At 60.6% G+C, this 18,758-nt stretch carries 14 protein-coding genes and 1 pseudogene; 7 read left to right on the top strand and 8 right to left on the bottom strand.

The window, feature by feature from the left end; translation table 11 throughout:
* Positions 1–18: 18 nt before the first annotated feature.
* The 6 genes from SJ05684_RS22665 to SJ05684_RS22640 all read right to left on the bottom strand — a co-directional run bounded on the left by SJ05684_RS22665 (position 19) and on the right by SJ05684_RS22640 (position 7,894).
* Entirely contained in the window at positions 19–1,569 is a 1,551-nt protein-coding gene (locus SJ05684_RS22665; RefSeq protein ID WP_034857669.1) for a TRAP transporter large permease, read from the bottom strand.
* 16 nt (positions 1,570–1,585) lie between these two features.
* Complete coding sequence (locus SJ05684_RS22660) at positions 1,586–2,134, bottom strand: TRAP transporter small permease subunit (RefSeq protein WP_034857671.1); 549 nt, start codon at positions 2,132–2,134, stop codon at positions 1,586–1,588.
* Between the two features lie 131 nt (positions 2,135–2,265).
* Complete coding sequence (gene mctR / locus SJ05684_RS22655) at positions 2,266–2,898, bottom strand: two-component system response regulator MctR (RefSeq protein WP_034857673.1); 633 nt, start codon at positions 2,896–2,898, stop codon at positions 2,266–2,268.
* Entirely contained in the window at positions 2,895–4,274 is a 1,380-nt protein-coding gene (gene mctS, locus SJ05684_RS22650; protein ID WP_034857674.1) for a two-component system sensor histidine kinase MctS, read from the bottom strand. Before mctS ends, mctR begins: the two co-directional genes overlap by 4 nt.
* A 322-nt stretch (positions 4,275–4,596) precedes the next feature.
* Entirely contained in the window at positions 4,597–6,093 is a 1,497-nt protein-coding gene (locus tag SJ05684_RS22645) for an HlyD family type I secretion periplasmic adaptor subunit (protein ID WP_244426693.1), read from the bottom strand.
* 13 nt (positions 6,094–6,106) lie between these two features.
* On the bottom strand, positions 6,107–7,894 hold the full coding sequence (locus SJ05684_RS22640) for a type I secretion system permease/ATPase (RefSeq protein WP_034857686.1): 1,788 nt from the start codon (positions 7,892–7,894) through the stop codon (positions 6,107–6,109).
* A gap of 695 nt (positions 7,895–8,589) precedes the next feature.
* On the opposite strand from SJ05684_RS22640, the gene SJ05684_RS29760 reads away from it, so the two are divergent.
* The 4 genes and pseudogenes from SJ05684_RS29760 to SJ05684_RS22620 form a co-directional block, all read left to right on the top strand.
* Entirely contained in the window at positions 8,590–9,120 is a 531-nt protein-coding gene (locus tag SJ05684_RS29760) for a hypothetical protein (RefSeq protein ID WP_157211997.1), read from the top strand.
* A 327-nt stretch (positions 9,121–9,447) separates the two neighbouring features.
* Positions 9,448–10,458 carry an IS30 family transposase gene (locus SJ05684_RS22630; protein ID WP_014857614.1) on the top strand — a complete coding sequence of 337 codons (1,011 nt, stop codon included), beginning with the start codon at positions 9,448–9,450 and terminating at the stop codon, positions 10,456–10,458.
* A 178-nt stretch (positions 10,459–10,636) separates the two neighbouring features.
* The gene (locus SJ05684_RS22625) at positions 10,637–12,091 is read left to right on the top strand and encodes an ISNCY family transposase (protein WP_095694228.1); all 1,455 of its coding nucleotides are present in this window, start codon (positions 10,637–10,639) and stop codon (positions 12,089–12,091) included.
* 276 nt (positions 12,092–12,367) lie between these two features.
* Positions 12,368–12,748 (top strand): annotated as a pseudogene (locus SJ05684_RS22620) (helix-turn-helix domain-containing protein); the annotation flags it as partial.
* Positions 12,749–12,784: 36 nt separating this feature from the next.
* Here SJ05684_RS22620 and SJ05684_RS22615 read toward each other — a convergent pair.
* Both SJ05684_RS22615 and SJ05684_RS22610 read right to left on the bottom strand, forming a co-directional pair.
* The gene (locus SJ05684_RS22615; protein WP_034857732.1) at positions 12,785–14,263 is read right to left on the bottom strand and encodes an aldehyde dehydrogenase; all 1,479 of its coding nucleotides are present in this window, start codon (positions 14,261–14,263) and stop codon (positions 12,785–12,787) included.
* Between the two features lie 60 nt (positions 14,264–14,323).
* Complete coding sequence (locus SJ05684_RS22610; protein WP_034857691.1) at positions 14,324–15,778, bottom strand: APC family permease; 1,455 nt, start codon at positions 15,776–15,778, stop codon at positions 14,324–14,326.
* A gap of 287 nt (positions 15,779–16,065) precedes the next feature.
* Here SJ05684_RS22610 and SJ05684_RS22605 point away from each other — a divergent pair, with 287 nt between their 5' ends.
* The 3 genes from SJ05684_RS22605 to SJ05684_RS22595 are packed head-to-tail and all read left to right on the top strand — an operon-like array spanning position 16,066 to position 18,751.
* On the top strand, positions 16,066–16,851 hold the full coding sequence (locus tag SJ05684_RS22605; RefSeq protein ID WP_034857692.1) for an IclR family transcriptional regulator: 786 nt from the start codon (positions 16,066–16,068) through the stop codon (positions 16,849–16,851).
* Positions 16,851–18,104, top strand: a complete 1,254-nt coding sequence (locus SJ05684_RS22600; RefSeq protein ID WP_034857693.1) for a Tm-1-like ATP-binding domain-containing protein — start codon at positions 16,851–16,853, stop codon at positions 18,102–18,104. The genes SJ05684_RS22605 and SJ05684_RS22600 overlap by 1 nt, the downstream gene beginning before the upstream one ends.
* Positions 18,101–18,751, top strand: coding sequence for an HAD-IA family hydrolase (locus SJ05684_RS22595; RefSeq protein ID WP_034857695.1), 651 nt, complete (start codon positions 18,101–18,103; stop codon positions 18,749–18,751). The genes SJ05684_RS22600 and SJ05684_RS22595 overlap by 4 nt, the downstream gene beginning before the upstream one ends.
* Positions 18,752–18,758 lie beyond the last annotated feature (7 nt).

The following is an 18,758-nucleotide window of genomic DNA, read 5'->3' as shown; positions in this document are numbered from 1 at the left end:
GACTCGGTCGTTGGGTGCTTACTGCTGCGGGGCGCCGAAATCCGGCGTGGGCGAGCCGAAGTCTACCGAAGAGAGATCGGGGCTCGTCCCGCCCTCTTCCGAGCCGAAGGGCGCGGCCGGCGTGCCGAAGGGATTGCTTTCCGCGTCTCCAGGCATCGGCACGTCGAGCTGGATCTTAGACGGGTCCACTTCCACCTGGCCGGCCTTGTAGTGGGTCACGAGACCGGGGAAGGACATGACGAGCACGACCATTGCCAACTGGATGCCGAGGAACGGCAGGGCGCCCCTGTATATCTGCCCGGAGGTAACCGGTTGAATGGTCTCTCCGGTAACCTTGTCGCGATAGGCACGAGCCGGTGCGACCGAACGGAGGTAGAAGAGCGAGAAACCGAATGGCGGGTGCATGAAGCTCGTCTGCATGTTGATCGCCAGCATCACGCCGAACCAGATGAGGTCGATTCCTAGACTTTCCGCAACCGGCGCCAGCAGCGGGATGATGATGAAGGCCAGCTCGAAATAGTCGAGGAAGAAAGCGAGGAAGAATACGAGCAGGTTGGCGGCGATCAGGAAGCCAAGCTCGCCTCCGGGAATCGACGTCATCAGGTGCTCGACCCAGATATGGCCGTTCACGCCGTAGAAGGTGAGCGAGAAGACGCGCGCGCCGAGCAGGATGAAGATTACGAAGGACGAGAGCTTCGCCGTTGCATAGAGCGCCGAACGCAGGATCGTCAGATCGAGGCGGCGGTTGAACACGGCCAGCATCAGCGCCCCGACCGCACCCATGGCGCCGCCTTCCGTCGGCGTGGCAAGGCCGATGAAGATGGTCCCGAGCACAAGGAAGATGAGAGCGAGGGGCGGGATGAGGGACGTCATCACCTTGCGTGCGAGCTTGACGCCGCGGAGCGACCGGGCTTCGACCGGCAGCGCCGGCACGCTCTTGGGCTGCAGCAGCGACATGACGACGATGAAGCCGGCATAAACGGCGACGAGCAGGAGACCCGGCACCAGCGCGCCCTTGTACATGTCGCCCACGGACCGACCAAGCTGGTCGGCCAGGATGATCAGCACGAGGCTCGGCGGGATGATCTGGGCAAGCGTTCCCGAGGCGGCGATGGTGCCGGCGGCGATGCGCCGGTCGTAGCCGTAGCGCAACATGATCGGTAGCGAGATCAAGCCCATGGAGATGACCGAGGCCGCAACGACGCCTGTGGTCGCCGCCAGGATCGCGCCAACGAAGATCACTGCGAAGGCGAGGCCGCCGCGGACCGGTCCGAAGAGCTGCCCGATCGTATCGAGAAGATCTTCGGCCATTCCGCTTCGCTCGAGAATAAGCCCCATGAAGGTGAAGAAGGGAATGGCAAGCAGCGTCTCGTTCGACATCTGCCCGAAGATTCGGTCGGGAATGGCGCCGAAGAGGCTCGCGGGCAAGAGGCCCATTTCGATGCCGATGAAGCCGAAGACGAAACCGACGAAGGCGAGGGCAAACGCGACCGGGTAGCCGATCAGAAGCACGACGATCAGCGACAGGAACATGATCGGCGCGAGATTTTCCGCAAAGAAAGCGAACATGTGACGAGATCCTGATCTAGAGGGCGTTGGCTTCGGCGTCGGCAAGCGCGATCGCGTCGGGCATGTCGCCGCGAAGTATGGCGATGCGCTTGATCAGTTCCGAGAAGCCCTGCAGCGCCAACAGTCCGAACCCGATCGGGATCAGCATCCAGACCGGCCAGAGAACCAAGCCGCCGGTATTGTTGGAGATCTCACCACTCGTGAACTTGGCGAAGAAGATCGGCGTCGCCAGATAGATCGTGATCAGACAGAAGGGCATCAGGAAAAAGACCGTTCCCAGCACCTCGATCCAAAGCTGCACACGCCGGGGCAGGTGACCATAGACGAGGTCGACCTTGACATGCTCGTTGTTGAGCAGGGTGAAGCCGGCCGCAACCAGGAAAACGGCCGAGAACAGGTACCATTGCGCCTCGAGCCAGGCGTTTGAGCTCAGGTCGAACAGCTTGCGCGAGATCGCGTTGAGGGCGCTGATCAGCACGTCGGCGAGAAGCAGCCACGAGACTGCCTTGCCCACATGGGTATTCATCGCGTCCACGACGCGAGATAGCGACAATAAAACAGGCATTGAACATCCTCCCCGATGACGGGCGGCTTGGGGCCACCGGTCGTCGCGGCAATTGGTATGCCCGGGAACCCGCGGTCGCAAGGAGGAATATTATGTAAATTCAATGGCATACCCAGAACTGGGTAGGCCGGTCAGTTGAGTCCGTGCTCGATGACGTATCGCGTCAGCCCGGCGGTCGTCGCGATGCCGAGCTTCTTTTTCAGGTTTTTGCGATGGGTCTCGACCGTCGCTGCCGAAATGCCGAGGGCCTGGCCGATGTCGCGATTGCTCTGGCCGGCGGCCAGCAGACGCAGCACCTCCTGCTCACGGATGGTAAGCGGCGTGGCATTCTCGTCGGGCTTGCGCTCCATCAGCACGTCCGAGACGCCGGAGGAAAAGTAGGTCTCGCCGCGCGCGACCGCCTCGATCGCTGCAACGATCTCCTCGGTCGAGACATCCTTGAGGATATAGCCTCGCGCACCTCTCAGAACCGACGTCGAGATATATTCCCTGCTGTCGTGCATCGAAAGCATGAGGACGCGTATGCCAGGCAGTTGCTGCTGGAAGAGTTCGATCGCATCGATGCCGTTCACCTGTGGCATGTTGATGTCCATCAGAACGACGTCCGGCTGCGTGCGCAGGGCAACCTCGAGGCCGGCGCGAGCAAGGCCCGCCGTGCCGACCACCTCGACATGGCTATAGGTTTCGAGCAGCGCCTTGAGGCCGTCCAGAACCAGGGGATGGTTGTCGATCAAGAGGACCTTGATCGGTTGCTGAGGGTTCATGCAGCCTCCGACCGTCTTTCAGGCTCGTGATTTGCCGATTTCGGCAGCATCGCGGTCAGACGTGTTCCCTCAGGTCCCGACTTGACGAGCAGAAGACCGCCGAAATGCGCCATGCGTTCCTGCATGTTGCGCAGGCCAAGCCCGCCTCGACCCTCCTTCACTTCCTCTTCCGCAAAGCCATTGCCATTGTCGGCAATCGTCATCCTGACGCGCGTCCTTTCGCTCCAGAGCCTGATTTCCACCCGGCTTGCCTCCGAATGTCTCTCGATGTTGTTGAGGGCTTCCTGGGCGATGCGGTAAAGGGCCGTGCTCGCCTCCGGCCTCAACATGTCGCGCCACGAGGCTTCCATGTCCACCTCTATTCCGGTGCGCTCGGTGAAATTCTCGCTGAGCGCCTTCAGCGCCGGCGTAAGGCCGAGGTCGTCGAGCACGCGCGGCCGCAATTCGTGCGAAAGCCGCCGAACCTCCTTGATCGCACCGTTCAAGGCCTCGACGCCGACGTCGATCGCCTTGGAAGCATCCTCGCTGCGGTTCTTGACCTGCCGGCTCGCAAGGTCGATTGCATAGCGCACGCCGACCAGGTTCTGCGAAATTCCGTCATGAAGTTCGCGGGCGAGCCTCGCGCGTTCCTCCTCCTGTGTGTCGATGATGCGCTGCGTCAGCTGTTTCAGCTTATTGTCTGCCATACGTCGTTCGCGCAGCGTCACCAGCATGCAGGTGGCGAAGACGAGCAGCACTGCGGGTACGGCGATCAGCGTCACGACCAGAAAGGTCATGCGGATGTTCTCCCGGAGATCCGCCTTTGCCGCTTCGGTTTGCGCGAAGACATCGTCGAGATAGACGCCCGTTCCAATCATCCACTTCCATTTGCCGAGCCCGGCGGCGAAGGAGAGCTTGTCGGCAAGCTCTCCGGAGGAGGGCTTTTCCCACTTGTATTGATGGAGTCCGCCGCCTTCTTTCGCCTTGGCGATCAGATTGGCGATGACTCGGTCGCCGTCGGGATCGACCAGGCCGAGCCAGTTGCGTCCCGGACGAAAATCCTGTCGAGGATGAACGAGATTGTTGCCGTCATAGTCATAGACGAAAAAATAGCCGTCCTGGCCGTAGTCGAGGCCCTTGAGGATCGCCTTGACCTCTTCCTTCGCCGCCTCGTCATCGGGGCCCGCCTTGGCATAGACCTCGTTGATCGCCGAGAGGGCGAGATTGGTGAGGTTCAAAAGCTCGTTTTCCTTCGCCTTCAGCATGTTCTTTTCGAAGGTGTCGATGCTGCTTTCAACGAGCGTCGTCGATTGCCAGGTGATGAAGGCGGTGATCGTCAGGATCGCAACGATCAGCGGGACGATGGCAAGGGCGACGATCTGATGACGAAGATGCACGTGCGTTCCTCCAATCCACGGTCGCCAACTCGCTTGACGGGAGCGGGATCGGTTTCTCCGCCCGTCGACCGAGAACCATGAAAAGGCTAGCCCACAGGATGAAGTGGAAGTCAACTCGGGCGTGGGTCGCGCGGGGAAATTTTGGCCTCGGATGATCGCTCGTGTGGTGGTGCGGCAAGAAGGCGCTGCAGACGCTTCCAATTGCTGCATGCTTCACCTTAGGGAAGGCATGCAGCATCGGCGTGACCATTGGCGTCGCTGCGGTCCGTCCAGATCCTGTCAAAGAAGTGCTCAAGCGCAGGAAGTGGGCGAGTACAAGGCCTCAGTTCTCGCGCATGCCGAGCCGGAAGGCGTCCGTCAGCGGCTGGGTCAGGTAGGACAACACGGTCCTTTCGCCGGTAGCGACGATCACCTCCGCCGGCATGCCGGGCCGGAGCTTTGCGCGGACTTCTTCGGGAAAGTTAGACACCTGCACGGAAACCTTGAGCTCATAGTAGGGCTCCCGTGTCACTTCGTCATGAAGCGCGTCGGCAGCAACCGCCTTTACCTCTCCGATCGCGATTGGAGTCGAGCGGGCCTTGAACGAAGGAAGTCGGATCTCGGCAGGCAGGCCCTCGACAACATTGTTGATGTCCACCGTCGACATCTTCGCCGAAACGATCAGAGTGTCGTCGTCGGGAACGATTTCCATCAAGGTTTCGCCCGGGCGAACGACGGCTCCTATCGTGTGGACATTAAAGCCAACGACCCGCCCGGAGCGAGGTGCGCGTATCTCGGTGCGGTTGAGCACGTCATCGGCCACGTGGAGCTTTTCGCCGGCGTCTGCCAGCTTCGCGCTGGTCTCGGCAAGCTGTGCCGAGACCTCCTCAAAGGCCTTACGCCCGACTTGCTCGATCTGGAGCCGCGCCTCGCTGATCGTGTGGCGTTCACCAGCCATGTCCGCCACGAATGCCCCCAGCTGACCTTGAAGTTCGGCTTGCCGCCGTTTGAGCTCGATTAGTCGCGTAACCGGAATGATGCCCTTGCCGGCCAGCGGCGCCAGCTTGTCGTGTTCCTCCGTGACGCTCTCGATCTGTAAGCGGACAGCCTCGTGTTGGGATTCTAAGGCCTCGATCCGCTGTTCGGACTGGGCGATGCGTTCCTGTAGAATAGAAACGTCGTTGGTACGGGCCAAGCGTCGCTTTAGGAACAAACGCAACTGATCTTGCATCGCGCGTTGGGCAAGGGGCGCGTTCGCAGCGCGCGTGAGTTCGCGCGGGAAGGTAACCATGTCGGCCCCGTCCAACTCCGCTTGCAGCCGAGCCTTTTCGGCAAGCAGCGAGAAAACGGCGGACCTCGCTATTTCCCCCTCGGCCCGCGCCTCGGTGGGGTCAAGGCGCACGAGCACCTCCCCCTCGCTCACATGCGCATTGGGCGAGACGAGAACCTCACGCACGATGCCGCCCGCAAGGTGCTGAATTGCCTTGCGGTCCGTTTCGACCATGACTGTACCCGAAGCGATCACCGCGCTGTCAAGCCTTGCCAGAGCGGTCCATCCGCCGAGGACACCGAAGGTCAGCACGACGATGCCCAACCCGATCCGCGCCGGCTTGCCCCAGTCGCCGGAGAGGTTTGCGTGCGCCGGCTCGTGGGTTGGGGCAGCAATATCTGGCTGCTCGGAAACCGACGGGAAGGCGGCTCGATCCACCCGTCCTTTACGCAAGAGAACTGCACCTACCGCCCTTGTACCGGCGGCGGCAACGTTCGAACGGGCAGCTTGCACGAGGAGTTCGCGCCCGCGCGCCATGGCTGTGGTTCGTTGAGAGGTGTCAGGCTTCATTGTTAACCTCGCGCTATGCATCGACGCGCGGCCGGTGTAGGGGAGTCGAGGCTAATGCCGGCGATCCGGCACGCTCCCCCTCCCAGACGGGTCGCCGCTGCGCCGACGCTACATTGGGGCCAATGAGCGAGGGCAGCAATTGATCCCGACTGCCGATCTGCGCCACCCGCCCTTCTTGCATGATGATAATTCGGTCCACGACGGCGAGGAAGTTCGGCCTGTGGGTCACGATCACAACAGTCTTTCGTTCGCTCCTCAGCCTTTCGATGGCCTGGACCAGTGCCCGATTGCCATCGCCATCCAAATTGGCATCAGGCTCGTCGAGCACGACGAAACTCGGCTTGCCGAACAGGGCTCGCGCAAGACCGACCCGCTGCCGCTGCCCACCTGATAGTCCGATCCCGTCCTCACCGAGATCGGTCAAATATCCGTCGGGAAGGCACTGGATCAACTCGTGCGCGGAGGCCTGTGTTGCCGCCTCGATCACCTGTGCGTCGGCCGCGTCTGCCCGGAAGCGCGCGATGTTGTCGCGCACGGAACCCGAGAACAGCTCGACATTCTGGGGTAAGTAGCCGAGCGCGGAGCCAAGTTGGTCCGGATTAAAATGGCGTAAATCGTTGCCGTCGAGGCGCACGCATCCTTGCGCCGGGGGCCAGGCACCCACAAGCGCTCGCGCTAGCGACGATTTGCCAGAGCCTGATGGCCCCACAAGGGCGACGACCTCTCCGGCATTCAGCGTAAACGTCGCGCCGATGACGACCGGCGTATTCGTGCCGGGGGCACGGACGCCAAGGTTCTCGACGGAGACCGTACCCATAGCGTCGGGCAGATGCATGCGTCCGGCAGTGGGCGGGTTCTCTTCGAAGATGCGCTCGAGGCGTGTGTGAGCGCCGCGCGCGGTCACGATAGCTTTCCATTGCCCCACCATCATCTCAATTGGGGCAAGCGCCCGCCCCATGATAAGCGACGCCGCGAACAAGACACCCCCGGAGATCTCCTGGTTAATAGCCAGGTACGCGCCTACGCCCATCATGGAGATCTGAAGAGCCATACGCAGGAACTTGGACAAGGCGAGAAGACTTCCCCCGCGCTCGCCCGCGCCGACGGAGTAACTGAGCGCCTCCTGGCGGAGGCCGGTGCACCGCGACTGGACAGCGGACCCCATGCCGAGCCCCCGTATTGCCTCTGCGTTACGCAAAGAGGAGCCCAGCCTGTCGATCGCGCGAATATTTGTGACCGAGGCTCGCATGAGCAAACCTTTCGTGGCGCGCTCATTCACGAACGCGATCGTCACGATAGCCACTGCGCCAACCAGGGCCACAATACCGATCAGCGGGTGGAGCAGAAAACAGACCGCGAGGTAGATCGGGGCCCAGGGTGCGTCCATCAGTGCCATCATAACGCCGCCCGAAAGGATCTCCCGCATGAGGTCGAGATCGCGCAGGGTCTGTGCGTGATGGGATCCACGTGAACGCAGCGCAGAGGAGAGCGCCGCCTCAAAGGCGGGGCCGGACAAGAGCCGGTCGAACCGCACGCCGGCCTGCACCAGGATACGACTCCGGCAATGTTCGAGGGCCACATAGGTCACCAGCAGCACGCCCACGATCAGCGAGATCATGACGAGCGTGACTTCGTTGCGGCTCGTTAGCACACGATCATAGATCTGCATCGTGTACAGCGGAGACACGAACATGAGAAGATTTACGAAGAGCGAGATGCCCCCGGCAGCGATGAGACCCGGGCGGATCTCGCGCAAGGCTCGGGCGAGCGGTGATCGAATCTGCGGCGAAGGACTTTTCATATAGTATAACCCAATGAAGCTCTGTCGAACGTTGTATTCCTGATCATCATCAAGACTCTGACCACGGGGCAGTAAGGCGGGTGGCAAGCCGAAATCTCATGCAAATTCACTCCCGACGGAAACCACATCTTACTGGTCACGCGCTGGTCTTTCATCGCATCGGCGCCCGCCAACTCGATGTGGCAAGCGGGATGTGTCCGCAGTCGTATCAACGGCCTCCTCATAATTGGTCGGTACGGTTGTATTGCTGTCGCGCCCAGAAGCGGATCGGCTCGGTCAGAGCTCTTGAATTCATCTAAAAAATCCTAGCCTTAGGCGACTGAGTGGCTCAACCTTTCCGCGTCAAGCAAAGGCATTGTTGGGTGAGAGTAATTCAACGAAATACCTCTCTGATCCGAACAATATTCATCGTCAGTATCCCTGAAAGGGTGACTGCCGATAAATACATTGTCCTGACTAAGACTTAGTAGAACAGCCTGAGTGCTCGTCGGGCCGGGATAATGCTAACTTTCATGACGAAAATACGGCGTGCATAAGGCTATACTGCGAAGACTCTAACTAAAACAGACGGCGATCGAACCCGCACCTACGCCGGATTGCAAATGGCATAGTAAAATCCCGGATGGCGCGTGCTCGCGCATCGTCGAAACAGGAAGAGACTCGGATAACCCGCCCGAATGCGGCACTGCGCGCCGATGGAATATTCGATAATCGGTGAAATTGACAAATCAGACAGCGATGTGAACGCGGTGCTTGGCGCGTGCTCGTGCGCTCGGGTCCATATGGTTCACTCGATCAAGGAACCTTTGGGCACGAACTATCGGGTCGTGGAGATACTGTTCGGGCCCGAGCATCTTGTTGTCGTTAAGATCGCGTCTATCGAGCAGATTGAAGCTGACATGCTCGAGGCGGCAATTCCAACCTTCCGGATATCGGTTCGCCCATCCACTCGTATGATACGACAGCAGTCGATTCCTAAGCGAATAGCCGTGATGGTCGAAAGCGACGACGCCGTCGGTCACGAAGATATGGTTTCCCGCAAAGCCTTCGCCAGGGATGATACGATCCAGGGAGGGGTGCTTCCTGCAAACACTCCGGCGAGAATGGCACACGCACCATTTCCGAAGAAGATGCGGTCAGGGAGAGCCCAGCGTCGCACAGGGTCTTTCTTTATGCCGGGCTTCAACGTGTACAAGGTCGATGCACCGCCCCAAGCAAATCGCTGAATCAGTGACTATCAGCCTGATCGACGATTATTGGGCACGTCAATGAGACGGCGCGGAATGCCAAGTTGTACTCGCGATCCAAGGATTTAAGAGACGCGCAGACGACCTCGTTTAGGAGAGCGATATCGCCGACGAGAACGACGGTCTCTATGCGAGCAAAGTCACAACCGTGTAATCGGCGGTTCAGGCGCAAAAAGCAACACAGACGAAATCGCACCCCTGTTCCATAACATAGATTACGCGATTTTGAGGTGTAGCGAGGTGGGTTCAAGGATGAAGTGCGACTTGCGATAGATACCAATGGGTTATCACTCGCAAGGAATGCTCATGAGACGCACCTACTCCCAGATCGATATGGATGAACGTCGCAGGATCGCTCGCTGGCGAGCGGCCGGCCTCAGCGCCACGGTCATCGCCGAGAAGCTCGGACGGCATCGTTCGACGATTTTCCGCGAGCTCAAGCGCAATGCGTTTGAGGATGCGCAGATGCCGGATCTCAGCGGCTACTATTGCGTGACCGCCAACGAGATGGCACGTGAACGCAGAGCCAAGCTGCGCAAGCTCGCCCGCTTCGTCCATGTGCGCCAATCGGTGGTCGAGCGCATCATGCATGGCTGGTCGCCACAGCAGATCGCCGGCCGCATGCGGCTGGAGCGCCATCCGATTTGCGTCAGTTATGAGACGATCTACAAGTTCGCCTATTCCGCAGACGGCCAGGCCATCAAGCTGTGGCGGCACCTGCCGGAGCGTCGTGCGAGACGCAGACCGCGGCATGCCCGACGGCGTCACGGTCGCCGCTTCAGCCCGGAACTCAACATTCTTCACCGTCCTGATACTGTCGCCGAACGCAAACAGTTCGGGCATTGGGAGTGCGATCTCATTCAGTTTCGCAAGAAGTTCGGCAAGGCCAACGTGACGTCACTGGTGGAGCGGGTCAGCCGCTTTGCTGTCTTCCTGCGCAACAACGACCGGCAATCCAAGCCGATCATGGACGGGCTGATTGAGGTGCTCCAACCCCTGCCCCACGCTGCTCGACGCTCGATCACCTTCGACCGTGGCACTGAGTTCAGCGAATGGCCCTATCTGCAGGCTGGCATCGGAACGCAGACATGGTTCTGTGACCCGCAGTCGCCCTGGCAGAAAGGCACGGTCGAGAACACCAATGGCCGGGTTCGCAAATGGCTTTCGAGAGAGGTCGATCCCCTGTCGATCAGCGACGGCGAGCTCAGGGACATCTGCGACCGGCTCAACTCGACACCGCGGAAATGCTTAGGCTACCGAACGCCCGCGGAAGTCTTCCGCAAGAAACTGCTCGCGCAAATACGACGTGTCGGGTAGCGTCACACGCGCAAGTCGCAGTTCGGCATGAATTCACACGACATTTTAGAGATGCGACATATGCACCAGTTAGAGATGCGACAGTCGTCGCCTCTTGGGATGCTGGTCAAACGTCAACGTTTGGAAGGAAGACTGGCGACGTGAAGCGTGGTTGAGACCATGAGCGTTCGGAGTCGTCATGTCTTGTTTGATCACCATGTCGCAGAAGGAATTGCATCGTCTTGAACTCATCCAACAGATTCGCGGGCGTAGCCTGACTGTCGTCGAGGCGGCCGCGTTGCTCGGTCTCAGTCGCAGTCAGGTGCACCGGCTGTTGCAGGCCTATGATCGTGCCGGCGCCGACGGTCTGGTCTCGAAGAAGCGCGGCCGGCCGAGCAACCGGCGCCACAGTGAGGACTTCCGCAACCTGGTGCTCGACCTGGTGCGTGAGCATTACGTGGATTTCGGACCAACGTTGGCCACCGAGAAGCTGCTCGAACGCCACCGGATAGCCGTCAGCAAGGAGACGCTGCGTCAGTGGATGATGGAAGCCGGCCTCTGGGTGTCGCGACGCGAACGCAAGAAGCGGGTTTTCCAGCCGCGCGGCCGGCGCGATTGTTTCGGCGAACTCATTCAGATCGATGGCTCGCATCATTGGTGGTTCGAGAACCGCGGCCCCAAATGCGCCCTGCTCGTCTATATCGACGACGCCACCGGCAAGCTGTTGCATCTGCGCTTTGCGGCTTCAGAGAACACCTTCGACTATTTTCACGCAACGAGGGCCTATCTGCAGCAATGGGGCAAGCCGATCGCCTTCTACAGCGACAAGCATGGCATCTTCCGCACGACCCATGCTTCCAAGAAGGACAGGACCAGTGGCCTGACGCAGTTCGGGCGGGCTCTTTATGAGCTCAACATCGACATCATCTGCGCCAATACCCCGCAGGCCAAGGGACGCGTCGAGCGCGCCAACCAGACGCTGCAGGATCGTCTGGTCAAGGAACTGCGGCTGCGCGGCATCGACACGATTGCGGCGGCCAATGCCTATGCGCCGGAGTTCATCGCGGATTTCAATCGTCGCTTTGGCAAGGAACCGCGCAATCCGAAGGACATGCATCGGCCGTTTGCCGCGCATGAGAACCTCGATGGTGCCATGTGCCGCAAGGAGATCCGCAAGCTGTCGCAGGCCCTGACGCTGCGCTATGACAAGGTGCAATTCATCCTCGATCCGACGGATATCGCCAAGACGCTCGCCGGCAAGAAGGTCATTGTCTGCGACTATCCCGATGGCCGTCTTGAGATCACCCACGAGGGGACGTCCCTGCCCTACAGAACCTTCGACACGCTGCGCTCGGTGCACCGATCCGAGGTGGTTGAGAACAAGCGCCTCGATGACATGCTGGCGCTAGTGGCCGAGATGCAGGCCGGCCGAGAGCAACAGCGCAGCAAAAGCGGGCCGCGTCGCACCGGCCAGACGGACCATATGTTCGGCATTCCCGACGGCAGCCAAAGCAATGGCTACCAAAAGCGCGGCACGAAGCCTGGCAGGAGGACGGATTTCACCAACGATCCTGTGGTGATCGCCCGGCGGCAGCAGTCTCTGGCAAGATTGAAGGCAGCCGAGCATCCGACGGGTTCGAGCTCTCAAAGCTGAAGTTTATTTTGCAGCTGGAGCCATCCGCCGCCGACCGGGCTGCGCAACCCTGACCAGCTCCACCCGGCCGGCGGCTTGGGTCTGCGTACTTTGTAAACATATCAACTTGAAAACGCAGTAATAATGGATAGGATGAAGTCGCATTTCTAAGTTGACTACTTTGTCTCTTCTTTAAATAGCTGTGACATCTTGTGTAGCCGCAAAGTTGAAGTGTCCTGTTTCTGCAAAGTAAGAATGTCACTCTCCCCGCGTTTTCAATGACGTGGGAGATTGCGGATGGGACTGATTGCGATGAGCGAACGCGATCTGCAGCGGATTGAGGTTCTGTCGAAGGTCGTCGACGGCCGGATGACGATTGTTTCGGCGGCGCATGTCCTGGGCTTGAGCACGCGTCAGGTTCGCCGGCTCTTGGAGCGGATCCGGACGGATGGTGCAGCATCGATCCGGCACAAGGCGATCGGCCGACCGTCGAACAACCGGATCAGCGACGGCGTGCGCGACTATGCCGTAGCGGTCGTGCGCGAGCGCTATGCCGATTTCGGTCCGACGCTGGCTGCCGAGAAGCTGGCCGAGCGCCACCGGATAGCCGTCAGCAAGGAGACGCCGCGTCAGTGGATGATGGAAGCCGGCCTCTGGGTGTCGCGACGCGAACGCAAGAAGCGGGTTGGTTCAATCCCCAAGAGTCCACACGGCCTAAAGCTGAATCCATGCGGTCTTCAGGTTGACGTACTTGTCGAGCGCGTGGAGCGACTTGTCGTGACCGTTGCCCGATTGCCTGACGCCCCCGAGCGGAACGGTGTTGTCCGCGCCGCCATAGGTGTTGACGTGTACGACCCCGGCCCTAAGGCCCCTCACCATGCGATGCGCCCGCGACAGGTCCGAGGTCCAAACGGCTGAGGCGAGGCCGAAATCCGTGGCATTGGCAATCTGCAGCGCCTCCGCTTCAGTCTCGAAGGAAACGATTGACAGTATGGGCCCGAAGACCTCTTCCCTCGCGAGGGTCATGTCCGGCGTGACGTCGAAGACGGTCGGCTGCATATAATAGCCGCCGGTCTCTTCCAGTATTCGCTTACCGCCCGTGCGCAATGCAGCCCCCTCCATCAACGCCTGTTCGGCATAGGAAAGATCTTTCTTCAACTGGATTTCGCTTGCGATCGCGCCGGCCTCGGTGACGAGCTGAAGCGGGTCGCCGACTTTCATTTGTCTAGCGATCTTCGCAACTTTTTCAGAGAATTCCTCATGAATCGATCGTTCCACCAGGAGCCTCGATCCGGCGATGCAGACCTGGCCGGAATTGCGGAAGATGCCAAGGGCGGAAACCCTGGCGGCCTGGTCGATATCGGTGGCATCGCGAAAGATAATGTTTGGCGACTTACCACCGAGTTCGAGATAGACGCGCTTCAGGTTTGACCTGGCCGAATATTCCAGTAGCCGTCGGCCCACTGGTCCGGAACCGGTGAATGCCAACACGTCGATGTCGTTGTGCAAGCCGAGCGCTTCGCCGCAGGCCGCGCCCCTGCCTGTCACAACATTCAGAACACCTTCGGGCAAACCAGCCTCGGCGCACAGACCTGCGAGCTTCAGCAGAGTTAGGGAGGCGCCTTCGGCAGGCTTTAGAACGACTGAATTGCCTGCGGCAAGCGCCGGGGCAATCTTCCAGGCTGCGATCATCATCGGGAAGTTCCACGGTACGATCGCAGCGACGACGCCGACCGGCTCGCGGTGGACCAGTCCGAGGACGTTCTCCGCGGTCGGCGCGATCTCGCCATAGACCTTGTCGATCGCCTCGCCATAGTAGCGGAAGGTGGCCGCGGCGCTGCCGGGCTCGGCCTTGAGCGCCATCGAGATCTCGGTGCCGTTATCGCGCACGCCGAGGACTGCGATTTCCAAAGCACTTCTCTCGATCAGTTCGGCAATCCTCAGGAGGACCTTCTTGCGCTCGGCGGGTGCTGCCTTCGACCACGTACCCTTTTCGAAGGCGGCACGCGCCGCTTGTACGGCGAGGTCCACGTCCTCGGCGCCGGCATCGGCGATGGTCGTCAGCTTGCTACCGTCGATCGGAGAGATGACATCAATGACAGCACCGCCGACCGGTCCTCGCCATGCGCCGCCGATGAAAAGTGATTGGGGCGCGACGGGCAATGTTCGGAGTTGGTCGATCTTGTCCTGCATGGTCCGGCGTCCTTGCGAAAGTATGGCGGGCGAGATGCCCGCCATCATAATCCGACATTATTAGGCTTCCTGCCCTGCCCCCAGCCTTGCAAAGCCCAACGCATTGGCGGATTTCAAGCGTGCCGCGGCAACGAAGCCAATGAGTGCGGCCACGAGCACGAGGCTCGGCAATACCACGGCGAGAACACCGTTGGCTCCGGCGATGGCACCGAAGTTCACCGCGATATAGTAGACCAGTCCGAGCAGGATTACCCCGGTGACCATCGGCAGGAGCTTGGTCACGAGGACGTTGCTTTCTAGGCCGGGATTGCGGCCGAAAAAGGCGACGATCGCAAAGGCGGTGGAGGACATCAGGAGAATGATTGCCAACGTTCCGACATTGGTGAGCCAGGAAAAAAGCCCCAAGACAGGATCCTGGCCGGTCAGCGCGAAAAGCGCCACGACGAGTACGGCAAAGATCGTCTGGATCACCGAGCCTACATGCGGGCTCTGGAATTCCGGATGCGTCGCGCCGACGGATTTCGGCAGCAGGCCTTCGCGGCCGGCCACGTACATGTAGCGGGCCACGCCGTTGTGGAAAGCGAGCACTCCGGCGAACAGGCTGGTGATAAAGAGAATGCTCATCACGACGGTGATCCAGTGCCCGACGTAGCGCTCGGCGAGGCCGAAGAGGAAGGTGGTCGGATCGGCAAGGGCTTGAAGTTCCGGAACGAGCTTGTCCACGCCGGCGCCATTCACCATCAGCCAGGAGGTCAGCATGTAGAAGAGACCGATGGTGAGCACCGAGATATAGGTGGCACGCGGAACTGTCTTCTGCGGCTCGCGGGCCTCCTCACTGTAGATGGTCGTTGCCTCGAAGCCGATGAAGGCAGCAAAACAAAAGAGGATGCCGATTGCCGGCGTGCCGCCCCAGAAGGCGGTCGGCGTGAACGGGGCGGAGGAAAGGCCGCCTTCGCCGCCGGTGAAGAGGATTGCCGCATCGATGATCAGGACGACCAGATATTCGAGGACGACCAGCACGGTCAGTACCTTGGCCGAGAGATCGACGCGGCGATACCCAAACACGGCGACAGCGGCAATACCGATATAGGTCCAGACCCACCAGGGAAGAGCGAGACCGATTTGTTCTGCGAAGAAGCCGGACGTTGCTGCGCCGAACAGACCGAAAACTCCAATCTGCATCGCATTGTAGGCGAGGATTGCTACAAGTGCTGCCGCCCCTCCCATTAGGCCGCCGAGTCCTCGTGCAGTATAGGCGTAAAATGCGCCTGCATTGCGGATGTGGCGGGCCATAGCGACGTAGCTGACGGAAAAGAGTAGTAGCAGCGCCGTGACCAGCAGAAAGGTCAGCGGAATGCCTGCGCCATTGCCTAGCAGCATGGATAGCGGTACGCCGCCCGCCACTGCGGTCAGCGGTGCAGCCGCGGAGACCACAAGGAATGTCACGGCGCCGACGCCGAGGCTGTTCTTGCGCAGCTGGTTCTGACCCGCGCCCGGTGAGTTGTGAGTATCCATAAGCGTTCGTTCCCCTTGTTGAACGTATCCGACCATCGCTGCGGAACGCCCGCATGCGACCTCCACCAATTCGGACTGAAAAGGCGCTTCTTGCTTGTTATTGATTGCGCACCCGTCAGCGCATACGGTTCAATATGTGAACCCATGCTTCAAATATAGACTTGCAAAGAAACTCCGCGTCTGTCAAGTTATTTCTCATGTTAAGTATCTGCGCCGCGGGGGAAGCGATGCGAAGCGGGCACAAGCCCGAAGTAGCAGCGAAGAAAGAGGGCTCAAGAGGAGTAACGATGAGCACGGTCGGTAAAGCGCTGTCATTGCTAGACAAGGTATCTCGGCTCGACACGGAAGCGGGACTGACCGACATCGCGCGTTTGTGCGGACTCGACAAGGCGACGACACGCCGCTTTCTGGTCGAGCTGGAAAAGCACGGCTTCGTCGAACAGGATCCAGAAACCCGTAAATACCGCATCGGATCGGCGCCCGTCCGGCTGGCGCGGATCCGCGAGGCGCGGTACCCGTTCCTGCGTGTCGCCATTCCATTCATCAAGGCGCTCGCCGAAGCGTCGACGGAAACGGTGCATCTTTCCGAGTTTTCCGGCGGCCGTCTGTCCACAATCCATGTCGAGGATTCCCGGCGTGCGCACCGCGTCAACGTAGAGGTGGGCACACTGCTGCCCTTTCATGCGACCGCCTCAGGTCTCGCCTATCTTGCCTTCTGCCCTCCAGGCGAGATCGACGCCGCCCTTTCGAAGCCGCTCGAGAGGATCACCGAATACACGATCGTCGATCCCGCAGTGGTGCGCGGCCTTCTTGATGAAACGGTGGCGCGCGGCTTTTCCATAAGCCACCAGGGTATCGAGGCCGGCGTCGTGAGCACTGCTGCACCGATCCGCGCACCCGGCGGCCATCCGATCGGCTGCGTCGCGATCGCAGCGCCGATGGTCAGGGCCGATCAGTCGGAGCTCATGAAGTTCGGCGCGCAAGTTGCCGCCACGGCCAAGGCAATTTCAGAAAAATACTACGGGTCGGAAAGGCCCATGGGAACAAGCACGCAAATCAGGAGGACAGGCTGATGGGCCCTTCGGCGCCTTCGCCAAGGATAGTCGTCATCGGGACCGGTGACACTAAAAGCGACGAACTGCGGTTTATGGCATCCGTCATTGAAGAAGCGGGCGGCCTGCCGCTGATGGTCGACGTCAGCATTCTGGACGATCCGCCCTATGCACCCGACTACTCGAAACATGACATCGCCGAAGCAGCCGGCACTTCGATCGAGGCCATCATCGCCAGTGGAGACGAGAACAGGGCCATGGCGCTGATGGGCAAGGGTGCAGCCAGCCTCGCCCGCGATCTCTACGATGCGGGCCAGATGGACGGCGTTATCATGCTGGGTGGCACCATGGGAACGGATCTGGCCCTCGACGTCGCCGCGGCCCTGCCGCTCGGCGTACCGAAGTTCGTCGTCTCGACCATCGCTTATTCCCACCTCATTCCGCCGGAGCGCATCGCACCCGACCTGATGATGATCCTGTGGGCCGGCGGCCTTTATGGCCTGAACGGCATCTGCCGGTCCGTCCTGTCGCAGGCGTGCGGCGCGGTGGTCGGAGCCGCGAAACATGGCACGAAGCCGAACAGCAAACGGCCGCTGATCGGCATGACGTCACTCGGCTCCTCGTGCCTCAAATACATGAAGCATCTTAAACCGGAACTCGCGAAGCGCGGGTACGAAGTCGCCGTCTTCCACGCGACGGGCATGGGCGGGCGCGCCTTCGAGGCGATCGCCGCGGAGAACGGATTTGCAGCGGTCTTCGACCTCTGCATTCAGGAGGTCAGCAATCATCACTACGGGACCGTCGTCACCTCCGGGCCGGACCGGCTGGAGAACGCCGGGCGCGCCGCCATTCCACAGATCGTCGCCCCCGGCGCTGTCGACATGGTCGATCTTCAGGCATGGCAGGACCTGCCCGCCATCTTTGCGGACCGCCCCTATCATGCCCATAACCGGCTGATCGGATCGGTCACCAGCTCGCCGGAAGGCCGGCGCGAGATTGCCCGGCTCGTCGGGCGAAAACTCGCGACTGCCGACGCAAAGGTCGCCTTCCTGCTGCCGATCGAAGGCCTGCATGAATGGGACAAGCCGGAGGAGCGGCTTCATGATCCTGAAGGGCTCGACGCTTTCGTGGACGAGATCCGCAGTGCTCTGCCGGCCAACGTCACTGTTCGAGAGGTGAACGCCCATATCAACGCCACGGCGTTCGCTCAGAAAACGCTCGAAATCTTCGACGCGTGGGTGGCCGAAGGCATCATTCCGGAAGGACGGCCATGACAGGCGATCGTGCGCTCATTCTCGATTTCGGAGGCGTGGTGACCCGCACGCTGTTCGAAACCCACGACATCACCGAACGCGCCCTCGGCCTGCCGGCCGGCTCGCTGACCTGGCGGGGTCCCTTCGACCCCGCGACCGATCCGCTCTGGGTGGCGATGCAGAACCGCGAGATTACCGAACGAGACTATTGGCTCACCCGCACAGGCGAAGTCGGCCGGATGATCGGTGAGAATTGGGACGAGATGCAGACCTTCGTGCGCCGCGCCCGCGGCGCCGAGCCGGAGCTGGTGCTGCGTCCGGAAGCCCGCGATGCGATCCTCCAGGTGAAGGCCGCTGGGCTTAAGCTTGCCATTCTCTCGAACGAACTCGACCTCTTCTACGGCGTCGGATTCCGCAAGCGCTTTCCGTTGATCGATCTCTTCGACGTCATCGTCGATGCAACCTACACGAAGATCCTGAAGCCCGATCCCCGCGCCTACGAGCTCGTCCTTACCGAACTCGCGCTTCCTCGCGAAGCCTGCATCTTCGTCGACGACCAAAAGAAGAACATCGAGGGCGCCGAGGCCGTGCGTCTGCCTTACGTGCATTTCGACGTCACTCACCCGGCCGAGGGCTATGCCCGCGCGCTTGCAATGCTTGGGCTCTGAACAAAGA

The sequence above is a fragment of the Sinorhizobium sojae CCBAU 05684 genome (assembly GCF_002288525.1).
In the GTDB taxonomy this organism is placed as follows: domain Bacteria; phylum Pseudomonadota; class Alphaproteobacteria; order Rhizobiales; family Rhizobiaceae; genus Sinorhizobium; species Sinorhizobium sojae.
This window is presented reverse-complemented; position numbering and strand designations above follow the sequence as displayed.